At 36.8% G+C, this 12192-nt stretch carries 14 protein-coding genes; 7 read left to right on the forward strand and 7 right to left on the reverse strand.

Features of this window, described 5'->3' with window-relative positions:
- The first annotated feature begins 535 nt into the window (after positions 1-535).
- Positions 536-946, forward strand: coding sequence for a hypothetical protein (locus tag U9K52_RS14890; protein WP_322927182.1), 411 nt, complete (start codon positions 536-538; stop codon positions 944-946).
- A 95-nt stretch (positions 947-1041) separates the two neighbouring features.
- Here the strand turns inward: U9K52_RS14890 and U9K52_RS14895 are convergent, their stop codons facing one another.
- Positions 1042-1518: a thermonuclease family protein gene (locus tag U9K52_RS14895; protein ID WP_322927183.1), complete on the reverse strand. Its 477-nt coding sequence runs from the start codon at positions 1516-1518 to the stop codon at positions 1042-1044.
- A 282-nt stretch (positions 1519-1800) separates the two neighbouring features.
- Between U9K52_RS14895 and U9K52_RS14900 the strand changes: the two genes are divergently transcribed.
- From U9K52_RS14900 to pyk, 5 genes are read left to right on the forward strand one after another with little or no spacing between them, the layout of a single operon-like run.
- On the forward strand, positions 1801-2040 hold the full coding sequence (locus tag U9K52_RS14900; protein ID WP_002976354.1) for an acyl carrier protein: 240 nt from the start codon (positions 1801-1803) through the stop codon (positions 2038-2040).
- A 35-nt stretch (positions 2041-2075) separates the two neighbouring features.
- On the forward strand, positions 2076-3320 hold the full coding sequence (fabF, locus tag U9K52_RS14905; protein WP_029295536.1) for a beta-ketoacyl-ACP synthase II: 1245 nt from the start codon (positions 2076-2078) through the stop codon (positions 3318-3320).
- A gap of 9 nt (positions 3321-3329) precedes the next feature.
- Entirely contained in the window at positions 3330-4091 is a 762-nt protein-coding gene (gene rnc, locus U9K52_RS14910) for a ribonuclease III (RefSeq protein ID WP_248388460.1), read from the forward strand.
- Positions 4069-4542 (forward strand): IPExxxVDY family protein, encoded by a 474-nt coding sequence (locus U9K52_RS14915; protein ID WP_263602232.1) that lies wholly within the window; start codon positions 4069-4071, stop codon positions 4540-4542. Before rnc ends, U9K52_RS14915 begins: the two co-directional genes overlap by 23 nt.
- A complete protein-coding gene (gene pyk / locus U9K52_RS14920) occupies positions 4535-5980 on the forward strand; it encodes a pyruvate kinase (RefSeq protein WP_263602231.1) in 1446 nt (481 codons plus the stop codon). Before U9K52_RS14915 ends, pyk begins: the two co-directional genes overlap by 8 nt.
- A 53-nt stretch (positions 5981-6033) precedes the next feature.
- Here pyk and U9K52_RS14925 read toward each other — a convergent pair whose 3' ends face one another.
- From U9K52_RS14925 to U9K52_RS21395, 6 genes are all read right to left on the reverse strand, one after another.
- Entirely contained in the window at positions 6034-6600 is a 567-nt protein-coding gene (locus U9K52_RS14925; protein ID WP_263602230.1) for a thioredoxin family protein, read from the reverse strand.
- A gap of 51 nt (positions 6601-6651) precedes the next feature.
- A complete protein-coding gene (locus tag U9K52_RS14930; RefSeq protein ID WP_263602229.1) occupies positions 6652-7944 on the reverse strand; it encodes an NAD-dependent succinate-semialdehyde dehydrogenase in 1293 nt (430 codons plus the stop codon).
- 120 nt (positions 7945-8064) lie between these two features.
- Positions 8065-8979 carry a formimidoylglutamase gene (gene hutG / locus U9K52_RS14935; protein ID WP_263602228.1) on the reverse strand — a complete coding sequence of 305 codons (915 nt, stop codon included), beginning with the start codon at positions 8977-8979 and terminating at the stop codon, positions 8065-8067.
- Between the two features lie 18 nt (positions 8980-8997).
- On the reverse strand, positions 8998-9390 hold the full coding sequence (locus U9K52_RS14940; protein ID WP_263602227.1) for a hypothetical protein: 393 nt from the start codon (positions 9388-9390) through the stop codon (positions 8998-9000).
- 17 nt (positions 9391-9407) lie between these two features.
- Positions 9408-10631 carry an imidazolonepropionase gene (gene hutI, locus U9K52_RS14945; RefSeq protein ID WP_322927206.1) on the reverse strand — a complete coding sequence of 408 codons (1224 nt, stop codon included), beginning with the start codon at positions 10629-10631 and terminating at the stop codon, positions 9408-9410.
- Between the two features lie 188 nt (positions 10632-10819).
- On the reverse strand, positions 10820-10969 hold the full coding sequence (locus U9K52_RS21395; RefSeq protein WP_412059341.1) for a four helix bundle protein: 150 nt from the start codon (positions 10967-10969) through the stop codon (positions 10820-10822).
- 194 nt (positions 10970-11163) lie between these two features.
- Here U9K52_RS21395 and ruvB point away from each other — a divergent pair, with 194 nt between their 5' ends.
- Positions 11164-12186 carry a Holliday junction branch migration DNA helicase RuvB gene (ruvB, locus tag U9K52_RS14950; protein WP_248388483.1) on the forward strand — a complete coding sequence of 341 codons (1023 nt, stop codon included), beginning with the start codon at positions 11164-11166 and terminating at the stop codon, positions 12184-12186.
- Positions 12187-12192 lie beyond the last annotated feature (6 nt).

The raw sequence follows: 12192 nt of genomic DNA on the forward strand, positions 1-12192 counted from the left end.
CTTTATTCATTTATTTTAAATAAAAAGGAACAATTAAAAGAAATTACAGATTTAAAAAAATCAGGAGAAAGGGTTACTTCTTATACGTACAAAGAAACAAATTATATAAATTACATCAAAAGTATGAAAAGCTTTAATAAATATATTATTATTTGTCTTTCAATTTCACTACCTATATATTTCTTTTCGTTATTAATTAAATATTATAAACTTTATAATTTAGATATCATTTTATTTAATAGAAAATATGAAGGCTACACTGTTTATTTACTTTTAATATGCTCTATACTACTATTTATATACATAGTAGTATTAATAGTAAAAAGTATTAAAATATATAATCAAAACACAAAAATATAATTAACCTTAACTAATAACTAAGGCTTACCTAATCATTCTACTTTTTCAATAGTAATAGCGTACCCCACCCCTCCGTACAAACACCTAATCCACCAATTGGTCATTTCCACGCTATTCCGGATGTTTTTTTCTGCATTACTTTGACATACAAAACAACCTATAAAAAACAAACATCATGGAAGCAAACACAAGCTACAACGCAAATTCTACAGGAGAATTAAAATTAGGAGGAGGTGCTCAGTTCTGGGTATACCTTTCACCGCAAAATGACACGGCAAAAATTATCGGACAGTGGAGAGTAACATTTTCACAAGGAAATTGGAAAGACATGATCTCCAGTGAAAATCCAACCAAGCAACTTCAGACTCCGGGTCTTTCAGGAATTTTTGATATTAAAGTAGAATTGTTAAGCGGTTCTACCGGAACATGGAGAGAAATTCCGGCTCAGGAAGGAAGCAGAAACCAGATCGGATGCAACTCCAACTGCGCTTCTATGGTAGGAATTGTGGCCGACAGCACCCACCCGGCTCCGGGAGCAATCAACGCTCATTTCTGGACAACATGGGACGCATTCTGCAAAGCATAAAAGTTGCTGTCACCTGAAATATTATTTATTTTCACCAATGATTTGGTGGGATGATTTTATCAACATGATACACTCCAGCACATTTGGAGTGTATTTTATTTCGTCTTATTCTTTTTATTTTTCCTGAATTCCCACGGAGCAATCGCTTTTGTATCACTCCACAAACCCAGTTTCTTCTGTTTTGCTTCATCCTGAAGCTTTTGCAGTTCCGTATTTTTAGAAGCCTTAAAATACCACCACCCGAATCCGGCTTTCACAATTTCCCTTGACAAATATTTGTCCCCGTCATAGAAAACACCGGCAATACTTCTTCCATACCGGTCCTTCCCTATTTTGTAAAAGACAACCGTTTTTCCGAAAACCTGATTGGCGGTAAATTGTCTGGCATTGCTCCCGAAGGCCTGTCCGTTTTCCGGGCAGTCGACTTCCGCGACTCTTAAAGTTTGCTGGGTTTTATCGGCCAATAAAACCACTACTGTATCACCATCTTTTATTTTGATGACTTTTCCTTTGATCTGCGCCGATAGAGATCCCGCAACGAATAAGGATATACCGTAAATAATTTTTATCATTAAATGTAGAATGAGGCGCAAAACTAGTAATAATGTGCTTACATTTTAAAAACATATTGCTTATTAATTGAAATTTCCAAGAAAATTCCCATGAAGATAACGGCAATTTTTTATACTTAAATAACGTCACGAAACAACAAAATCTAAAGCTCTGAAAACTAAAAGACTAACGCGCAACGCAACAAAATACATCCCTATGCACCACAAAAAGCATGAAAAAAATGTTTTATCGTAAAGAATTTTATATATTTGCACCATCTAACAATTAAAAAAAAATTTACTATGTCAGACATTGCATCAAGAGTAAAAGCTATCATCGCTGATAAGCTTGACGTTGAAGAAACAGAAGTAACTCCTGAAGCTAGCTTCACTAACGATTTAGGAGCTGATTCATTGGATACAGTTGAACTAATCATGGAGTTTGAAAAAGAATTCAACATTCAAATCCCTGATGATCAGGCTGAAAAAATTACTACTGTAGGACACGCTATCGCTTATATCGAAGAAGTAGTAAATAAATAATATTCTTCAACAAAAAAGAAAATTAAACTAAGTTTATGGAATTAAAAAGAGTAGTTGTAACCGGTTTTGGAGCAATAACACCGATTGGAAATAATGCAAAAGAATACTGGGAAAATCTTGTGAAAGGTGAGAGCGGTGCCGCTCCGATTACTCTTTTTGATGCCACAAACTTTAAAACAAAATTCGCCTGCGAAGTAAAAAATTTCGATCCGCTGCAACATTTCGATAAGAAAGAAGCCAAAAAGATGGATAGAAATACACAACTCGGGCTGGTAGCTGCAAGAGAAGCAGTACAACATTCAAGAATTATTGAAGACAGCGTAGACAAAAACAGAGTCGGCGTGATCTGGGGTTCCGGAATCGGAGGTCTGGAAACATTTGAAACCGAAGTTTTAGGATGGGCCAACACGGAAATTCCGAGATTCAACCCTTTCTTTATTCCTAAAATGATCGCAGATATCACACCAGGACATATCTCCATTGAGTACGGTTTCCACGGTCCCAATTACACTACAGTCTCTGCGTGTGCCTCATCGGCCAATGCTTTAATTGATTCCAAAATGCTGATCCAGCTTGGTAAAGCAGACGTTATTGTTTGTGGTGGCTCAGAAGCAGCCGTTACGGCAAGCGGCGTCGGCGGATTCAATGCAATGATGGCATTATCTACAAGAAACGATGATCCTAAAACAGCTTCAAGACCTTTTGACAAAGACAGAGATGGCTTTGTACTGGGTGAAGGTGCGGGATGTATTATTCTTGAAGAATATGAACACGCTGTAAAACGTGGTGCAACAATTTATGCAGAATTAAAAGGCGGGGGTCTGAGTGCAGATGCACATCACATGACCGCACCGCATCCTGAAGGATTAGGCGCTTATCTGGTAATGAAAAATTGCCTGGAAGATGCAGGGCTAACTGCTGATGAAGTAGATCATATCAATATGCACGGTACTTCTACTCCATTAGGAGACATCGCAGAATCCAATGCTATTTCAAAGTTATTGGGAGAGCATGCTTTTGACATTCAGATTAATTCTACAAAATCAATGACCGGCCACCTGTTGGGTGCTGCAGGAGTTATTGAAGCTATTGCTGCGTTGGGAACGATTATTCATGGTATTGTTCCTCCTACCATCAACCATTTTACGGATGATGAAAATATCGACAGCAGACTGAATTTCACATTCAACGAAGCTGCGAAGAAAGATGTAAAAGTAGCCATGAGCAATACTTTTGGATTTGGCGGGCACAATGCCTGCGTTCTATTTAAGAAAATCTAAATTTACTGAATGGAGTTACAGAAATACTTTTCTAAATTCCTTCTCAAAAAAAGAAAAAGAAAATTAACGGAGAGAGACTATTTTCTCAGTATCGAATTAAATAAAATTCTGGGTACTGAGGTGCAAAATGTTGCTCTTTACCGCGAAGCTTTTTCTTTGAAAAACTCTTCTAAAAATAAAGACAGCAATTATGAAAGGCTGGAATTTTTAGGAGATTCTGTTTTGGGCACAATCATTTCATGCCACTTGTTTCAGACGTATCCTCAGGCTAATGAAGGCTACCTGACCCAAATGAAATCCAAGATTGTGAATAGGAAAAATCTTAATAAATTAGGAGAAGACCTAAAACTTACCGACCTTTTGCAAAAGCAGACTTCTGTAGCATTAGGCGAAAACATTTCCGGAAATTTATTTGAGGCTCTCATCGGTGCCGTTTACCTGGATTTTCAGTATGAAATATGCAGGAAGATCATTTTGGAAAGGCTTCTTACGCCCACTGAAATGAATAAGCTTGAAAATAAAATTGTAAGCTATAAAGGCCTTCTGCTCGAATGGAGCCAAAAGAAAAAATTAAATATAAAGTACGAAACCTGTGAAGAGATACAGGTGAACAAGTCGATTGTTTTTCGCTGCCACGTGTGGCTGGGTGAAGAAAAAATTGCCAACGCTACCGAAACTTCCAAGAAAAAAGCGGAAGAAAAAGCAGCACAAAGAGCATTTTATATTTTAAACAAAAAAGAAAACATACTTGGAAATTCAAAAGCTTTATGATCTCGATGAAACAGAATTTGAAGATGTTACCATAGGATTGGTAAGATTAGCCAAAAATGTACCTGATCATGAGTTTTTCTTTACAGTAAATCAAAAGAACGATCTTAATTTTAAACGGATTGATGACCTCATCTATCACGGATCATATTATGATTACTTTTTTCCAAGATTTGAAGCATATCATAAGTTTACAAAAACATGCTTCACTTTCATCTCCAACCGATGTTCGGAAAGTAAACAAAAAAAATTACAGACCGAGCTCTTTACAGGAGAAGAAAATATTAAATTTTTATTAAATAATCAGGTAGAAGTACAATATATTTTGCATAGTTCGGAACAGTTTCCTGATTTTTCCGTAATTTTGCTCCCTGAAAATCTTGTGTTTCCTATTCAAGATTATACACTAGGTTCTGAAGAAGAACTTTATCAAATTATCCAGTATTATGAATAAGTATTTAAAGAAGACAAAAATTATCGCAACACTTGGTCCGGCTTCATCGTCGAAGGAAGTAATGTTAGGGTTAATGAAAGCAGGTGTTGACATTTTCAGAATCAATTTTTCACACGCAGATTACGACTTAGTTCGTTCAAATATTGAAATCATCAGAGCGCTTAATAAAGAGTACGGATTCTCTGTTGGTATTTTAGGAGACCTTCAGGGCCCTAAACTGAGAGTTGGGGTGGTAAAGGAAGGTTCTTACCTTAATCCCGGCGATATTCTTACCTTCACCAATGAAAAGATTGAGGGGGACTCTACAAAAGTTTATATGACTTATCAGCAGTTTCCTCAGGATGTAAAAGTTGGGGAAAGAATCCTGATCGATGACGGTAAACTGGTTTTGGAAGTTATGGAAACCAACCTTATCGATACTGTAAAAGCAAAGACTATTCAGGGTGGACCTTTAAGCTCCAAAAAAGGGGTTAACCTACCGAATACGAACGTTTCTCTTCCTGCATTAACGGAAAAGGATATTCAGGATGCCAATTTCATGCTGGATCAGGATGTAGACTGGATCGCATTATCTTTCGTACGTCATGCACAGGACATTATTGACCTGAAAGAGTTGATTGCAAAACACCCGAACGGAAAATTCAAAACTCCGATTATTGCTAAAATTGAGAAACCGGAAGGCGTTAAAAATATCGATGAAATCTTATTGGAATGCGACGGTTTAATGGTTGCCCGTGGAGACCTAGGGGTTGAAGTTCCGATGGAAGAGGTTCCGGCCATCCAGAAGACTCTGGTAGAAAAAGCAAGATTCTACTCAAAGCCGGTTATCATTGCCACACAGATGATGGAAACAATGATCAACAGCCTTACGCCAACAAGAGCGGAGGTAAACGACGTTGCCAACTCTGTATTGGACGGTGCCGATGCAGTGATGCTTTCAGGAGAAACTTCCGTAGGAAGATACCCGGTGCAGGTTGTGGAAAACATGACCAAAATTGTAAAAAATATTGAAACTACACACTTTTATCAGCATAAAAACGAGCCGATAGAAAAAGATTTCAACTGTATTGATGAGCGGTTCATCACCAACAGAGTTTGTCTTGCAGCGGTAAGAATTGCAAAAACAACGAACGTTTCTGCCATCGTTACTTTAACGAGTTCAGGATATACGGCGTTTCAGCTTTCGGCACACAGACCAAATTCTCACATCATCGTTTACAGCGGAAACAAAAGAGTAATCACCATGCTGAACCTTCTTTGGGGAGTTCATGCCTATTACTATGATATGAAGAAATCTACTGATGAAACGATTATCCAGGTAAATATGCTAACGCATAATTATGGGTATATTGAAGCCGGAGATTTTGTAATTAACATCAATGCGACTCCATCTTATGAAGGTGGAAAAACAAATACATTGAGATTGACTACCGTTTAATGAAAACTCGGTTCACATAAAATAAACTCCCGAATAATCGGGAGTTTTTTGTTTTATTTCTTTTCTAATAATGGCAAAACGATTCTTTTTATCGTGGAACTATCGTCTTTCCATTCAGGATATTCTTTATTATCTTTCCAGGAAGTGACCAATTGTACTTCTCCTGAGATGTTTAAAACAATATACTTAGACATATCCGTCACCAATTCAGACTGACTCGGGGTAATTTCTTTCAGAAAATCCTTATACTTTCTTCCGTTCTTTTTCTCTTTATCTTTAAGAACTACAATTTTTGCATTAGGATAGCCTTCTAAAACATAATCAACGGCTAATTTTGTCATGTTACTGCCTTCGTTATCTATTAACAATACATAAGAATCAACATTATAGAATTCCTCTATCTTCTTAAAGTTTGGAAGATGATAAAGACAAGGAGTACACCAGCGGGCAAATGTAAAAAAAATAGTATTCCTTTTATCGGAATTTTTTGCTAAGCATTTTACATCTTCAGCATTAACTTTATAAATATTAAATTCTGATTTCTGTAAACCACATTTTTCTTCCTGAGCTAATACATTTTGTAAGAATAATATTCCTATAAGAATACTAAGTTTTTTCATAGTTATTACTTTTCTTCAAAACTAATAAAATCCAATTTAAAATTAGTTTTATTACTGACCTAAAATCGTTTTCACATTAACAAATTCCTTTAAAGCCAATAAGGAAAGTTCGGTTCCATATCCGGAAGACTTAGTACCTCCAAAAGGAAAACGAGGATCAGAACTTGTCATTCTGTTGATATTTACCGTTCCTGATTCTAAATTTTCAATAAAAAATAATTGGCGGTCTTTATCTTGAGTCCAGACAGAATTTGAAAGTCCGAAAGGAATATCATTGGCCAACTGTAATGCTTCCTCATCATTTTTGGCAGTCATTACCATTCCCAACGGTCCAAACAACTCTTCCTGCAGGATCGGGTTACCTTCTTTTACCCTTATTAAACCAGGCTTGAATTCGTTATCAGAAATTCTTTCCAGCGGGAGAATAATTTCAGCACCATTTTCCAATGCCTTACGGAATTGATTCTCTAAGTCATCTGCAAGATCAGGCCTCGCCATTCCTGCAATTTTCGTTTCCTTATCCATGGGATCGGCAGGAACATATTTTTTATACTCTTCGATAAATTTTGGAAGAAAAACATCCTCTATTTTTTCATCAATGATAAATCTTTTTGCCGCTACGCATGTTTGCCCGCAATTCTGAAGTCTCGCCAAAGACCCTACTTTAGCAGCTTCATCCAGATCAGCATCATCCAAAACAATAAATGCATCGCTGCCGCCTAATTCCAGTAAGGATTTTTTAATATGCTGTCCGGCAATTGAGGCTACTTCTGCTCCTGCTTTTTCGCTTCCTGTAAGACTTACCCCGGAAATAATTTTATGCTCAAGAACTTCTTTTACATCTTTATGCCCAATCTCAAGATTCTGGAAAACGCCTTCAGGAAAACCAGCTTCGATAAAAACTTTTTCAATAGCATTCCCACTCCCAAAGCAGATGGATGCGTGTTTTAATACAACGGTATTTCCTGCAAGAATAGCAGGAACAGCAAATCTCAGAACCTGCCAGAAAGGAAAATTCCATGGCATAACACCAAGGATCACACCTTTAGGGACATAATGAATTTCGGAATAAGAATACTCGGACTGTATTTTTTCCGGTTGTAAAATGTTTTCGGCATCTGCATAATAATTCATCATTAAAGCGCACTTCTCTACTTCAGCAATAGCCTGGGAAATCGGCTTGTTCATTTCCGAAGTTATGATGGTACCGAATTCTTCAGATCTTGTTTTTAAAATTTCAGCTGCTTTGGCAATGAGTTTCTGCCGGTGATCGAATGGAATTTTCTTCCATTCTGAAAATGCCTTATCTGCTTTGATAAGTTTATTTTCAATTAATTGTTCCATAAAATAGTCTCTGTTTTTAAATTCAAAATGAATTTATTATTGCTTTAAAAGCATGATGAAAGGAGCAAAATATGTTCCTTAAGTTTTAGTAAAATAATGATTCTCTCTATCAGATTGATGCTAAATCATAAACCATTCGTTAACAAGTGTTGCCGCAAGTCTTGCCGTTCTGTCCTGAATATCATATAGCGGATTAACTTCTGCCACGTCCAGCGCTACAAGCTTTTCACTTTTTAAAATATGCTTATAAAGATGCATAAATGCAGCATCCGCGAAGATTCCGTTATATGCAGAAGCAGAAACTCCGGGAGCTATTGACGCATTGAAAACATCCATACAGATGGTAAGATAAAGATAGTCTACACTTTCTGCCAAATCATTAATTCTCTGGTAAACAGACGGCAGGTTTTCAAAGAAGATTTCATCTGCTAATATGTATTTCATTCCGTATTGGTGAGCCGTATCAAATAATTTAAGCGTATTGGAATTCCTTTGGATCCCGATGTGTAAAGAACTGATGGGACCTTCCTGTGCGATCTGCCAAAATCCTGTACCTGAACTTGCTCCTACCCCATTTTCAGGCTCACGGTTATCAAAGTGGGCATCAATATTAATAATTCCTATTTTTTGTTCCGGAAATGCAGTCTTTAAACCAAGGTAATGTGCATAGGTAACCTCATGTCCACCACCGAGAACAACAGATCTACCGTTTTTAAGCAATACTTTAGATACATTTTTTGCAAGGTTATTCTGGGCATCTTCCAGGTTATGCCCACCACACATAATATTTCCGAAATCCAGCAAGGTAAAATCAGGCCGGATAACCGGAAAATTTGCCATATTTTTCCTGATAATATCCGGTGCATCTTTTGCACCTTGTCTTCCTTTATTTCTGAGAACACCTTCATCCACAGCAAAACCGTGTAAAACGAAATCCTTCGTTGAAATAAGATCATAGTTCTTTTCCTCTCTAACTCTCTGAAATATTCTGTGGAAAAGCAAATCTTCTCCGTCTAATCTTCCGTGCCAAATCATTATCGTATAATTTACAGATTATTCTCTGAATTTTCCTTTTAATGTCGGAATAAATGTTCTCAAAAATAAGACCAAAAAAGGGATTAATGCAAAGCTAAGTTTAATGACTAAACTATCATTGTTAGAAAATGTTATAAGCAGAAGTAAAACAACAATAGCAATTAAATAAAATACAGAATATATATAGCCTCCTCGGTTTTCATATTTAAACTCACCACCATTTGCCGAAAACATTTCATCAAGCATTTCATCTGCCAATTTATAATCAACCCTTCTTACATCGGAAGTTAAATTTTTAAAGATAAGCTCTTTCTTAACTCCTGATTTAACTGCATTAAATGCATAATTAATATGCTTTTCCGGTACTTCCAGAGAAATATATTTTTCTTTTATGTTAATAAAATTTTTCATGTATAGTTCCTATATATTTAAATTCTTTCTCCATCAACATAAACATTATCCGCTTTTAAACTCCCCTGATTATATAAAACATTCTGGAAATTATTCGTTTTGAAAGTTACAAAATCTGCTTTTATTCCAGGTTCAAGTTTTCCTCTGTCTTCCAGTCCGAGCGCAAAAGCCGAGCGGAAAGTAATTCCGGCTAAAACTTCAGCGGTAGTCAGTTTTTCAAAAGTTGCTAAAATCGATGCCTGTGTAATGAGATTACCCATTGGTGCCGAACCGGGATTCCAGTCGCTGGCAATAGCCAAGATAGCTCCTGCATCCAAAAGCTTTCTGGCAGGCGTAAATTTTTCTCCCAGTCCCAGACTTGCACCCGGTAAAGCAGTTGCAACCGTTTCCGATTGTGCTAAAAATTCAATATCTTCATCAACAGTTGCTTCCAGATGATCTGCAGATTTTGCACCCACCTCTACTGCAATCCTTGAACTTCCCGGTGTAAACTGGTCTGCATGAACGGTAATATCAAAACCTAAATCTTTAGTTTTAAGTAAAAACACTTTACTTTCTTCCGACTGGAACGCTGACTTTTCAATAAAAATATCTACACGTTTCGCCAGATTCTCTTCTTTTACTTTAGGCAATATTTCTGTTAAAATATATTGTAAATATTCCTGGTTACTCCCTTCAAAATCACGTGGTTTTAAATGAGCTGAAAGACACGTAGGAATGAGCGTTGCTTTGGTTTGCTGCTGCGCTTTTTTTATAATTCGTAACATCTTGAGCTCATTTTCAGCATCGAGCCCATATCCGCTTTTTATTTCGATTGTGGTAATACCAAGGGCTAATAAAAAATCAATTCTCTGTAATAATGTCTGTAATAGTTCTTCTTCAGAAGCATTTCTCGTATGCTGAACCGAACTCCAGATTCCACCTCCGCTTTCTGCAATTTCGAGATATGTTTTCCCTGCGTTGCGCATTGCAAAGTCATTAGCACGATTGCCCCCGAAACAGATATGGGTATGAGAATCCGTAAATGCCGGCAATACAATTTGTTCCCCTTCTATTTTTTCAATTTCTATATTAGGGTTTTCGGATTGTAAAGTTTCAAAATTTCCAATCTGCCGGATTTTATTATGATTGATTATAATTCCGCCATCTTCAATAATTTCAAGCTGCTCATCGGATATTTTTCCTCTTAAAGGAAGGTTGGCAAGTGTTACGATTTGTTTAAAAGGACCAATTAGTTTCATTAACATTAAGTTTAGGCTGAGGCTTAGATTAAGGTTTAATGGCACTTAAACGATTTGTGATTTTATTTAAATCGTGTAAAACTTCACCAATCAAATTCTGAATTCCAAACTCTCCTGTTCTGAAAAATATTTACTCTGTTTCCGTATATTACATGGTTTTTTGTTTCAAATGCAGATCTCTGGAAATATCATAAAACCTGCTTTGGCTTTTGAAGTTCTTCTGCCAAACCTTCCGCTATATTTGAAGAAATATTTTCGGCAGATTTTCTTAATTGTGAAATTAGTGCGTAATCTTCTTTTGGGTAAATCCCCTGATAGATTGAAACACTTTTCAGCAATATCCATTGCCTTTTGCCATACGGGCATCAGTAAAATCTTTTATCATTTGTTATTAATTATTTTTCCTCTCAAAATTACTTAAAATAAATTAATATGATAACTTGTAAAACGATATACATTTATCTTAATCTTAACCTCAATCTTTATTCTTAACCTCAATTTTCCTATCTTTACAGTAAATGAAACTGAATTAATGCCAGACTTTTTACATCCGGATAAAGACAATTATTCCCGTGAAGAACTTGCACAGGAAGAACAGATCCGCCCGCAGAGTTTTAAAGATTTTGCAGGGCAGAGAAAAACACTGGAAAATCTCGAAGTTTTTGTAACTGCTGCCAAAAAACGTGGCGGAGCATTAGACCATGTACTACTTCATGGCCCGCCAGGACTTGGTAAAACGACACTGGCCAATATTATTGCCAATGAGCTCGGAGTAAACTGCAAAATTACTTCCGGTCCCGTGCTGGATAAACCGGGAAGCCTTGCCGGGCTGCTGACCAATCTTGAAGAAAATGACGTCCTTTTTATTGATGAAATTCATCGCTTGTCTCCTGTTGTAGAAGAATATCTTTATTCTGCAATGGAAGACTATAAAATTGATATTATGCTGGAAACCGGACCGAATGCGAGAAGTGTTCAGATTGGTTTAAATCCTTTTACCTTAGTAGGTGCCACCACAAGAAGCGGAATGCTTACCAAACCGATGCTTGCAAGATTCGGTATCCAGAGCAGGCTGGAATATTATACCATAGAGCTTTTGTCGATGATTATTCAGAGAAGTTCCAGGGTTTTAGGAGTAAAAATCTATGAAGATGCAGCCATTGAAATTGCACGCAGAAGCCGTGGAACCCCGAGAATTGCCAATGCTCTTTTGAGAAGGGTTCGTGATTTTGCAGAAATCAAAGGAAATGGGGAAATTGAAATCAACATTACCAAATATGCACTTGATTCCCTAAACGTAGATGAATTTGGGCTTGACGAGATGGATAACAAGATCATGCGGGTAATGATTGAAAATTTTAAGGGAAAACCCGTAGGCATTTCTGCACTGGCAACGTCCATCGGGGAAAATCCTGAAACGCTGGAAGAAGTGTATGAGCCTTTTTTAATTCAGGAAGGTTTTATCATCAGAACGCCGAGAGGACGTGAAGTAACCGATAAAGCCTATAAACATTTAAATATTTCCAGATCAAAAAATCCGGGAGAACTTTTTTAAGTGCAC

Source organism: Chryseobacterium sp. MHB01 (assembly GCF_034651565.1).
GTDB lineage: Bacteria > Bacteroidota > Bacteroidia > Flavobacteriales > Weeksellaceae > Chryseobacterium > Chryseobacterium nepalense.

What these genes read in the sequence shown, in the direction of transcription:
- hutI (WP_322927206.1), bottom strand. Translation starts at nt 10,631, where the DNA reads ATGAAACTAATTGGTCCTTTTAAACAAATCGTAACACTTGCCAACCTT.
- U9K52_RS14895 (WP_322927183.1), bottom strand. Translation starts at nt 1,518, where the DNA reads ATGATAAAAATTATTTACGGTATATCCTTATTCGTTGCGGGATCTCTA.
- rnc (WP_248388460.1), top strand. Translation starts at nt 3,330, where the DNA reads ATGGAGTTACAGAAATACTTTTCTAAATTCCTTCTCAAAAAAAGAAAA.
- U9K52_RS14890 (WP_322927182.1), top strand. Translation starts at nt 536, where the DNA reads ATGGAAGCAAACACAAGCTACAACGCAAATTCTACAGGAGAATTAAAA.
- pyk (WP_263602231.1), top strand. Translation starts at nt 4,535, where the DNA reads ATGAATAAGTATTTAAAGAAGACAAAAATTATCGCAACACTTGGTCCG.
- U9K52_RS14940 (WP_263602227.1), bottom strand. Translation starts at nt 9,390, where the DNA reads ATGAAAAATTTTATTAACATAAAAGAAAAATATATTTCTCTGGAAGTA.
- U9K52_RS14930 (WP_263602229.1), bottom strand. Translation starts at nt 7,944, where the DNA reads ATGGAACAATTAATTGAAAATAAACTTATCAAAGCAGATAAGGCATTT.
- hutG (WP_263602228.1), bottom strand. Translation starts at nt 8,979, where the DNA reads ATGATTTGGCACGGAAGATTAGACGGAGAAGATTTGCTTTTCCACAGA.
- fabF (WP_029295536.1), top strand. Translation starts at nt 2,076, where the DNA reads ATGGAATTAAAAAGAGTAGTTGTAACCGGTTTTGGAGCAATAACACCG.
- U9K52_RS14900 (WP_002976354.1), top strand. Translation starts at nt 1,801, where the DNA reads ATGTCAGACATTGCATCAAGAGTAAAAGCTATCATCGCTGATAAGCTT.
- ruvB (WP_248388483.1), top strand. Translation starts at nt 11,164, where the DNA reads ATGCCAGACTTTTTACATCCGGATAAAGACAATTATTCCCGTGAAGAA.
- U9K52_RS14925 (WP_263602230.1), bottom strand. Translation starts at nt 6,600, where the DNA reads ATGAAAAAACTTAGTATTCTTATAGGAATATTATTCTTACAAAATGTA.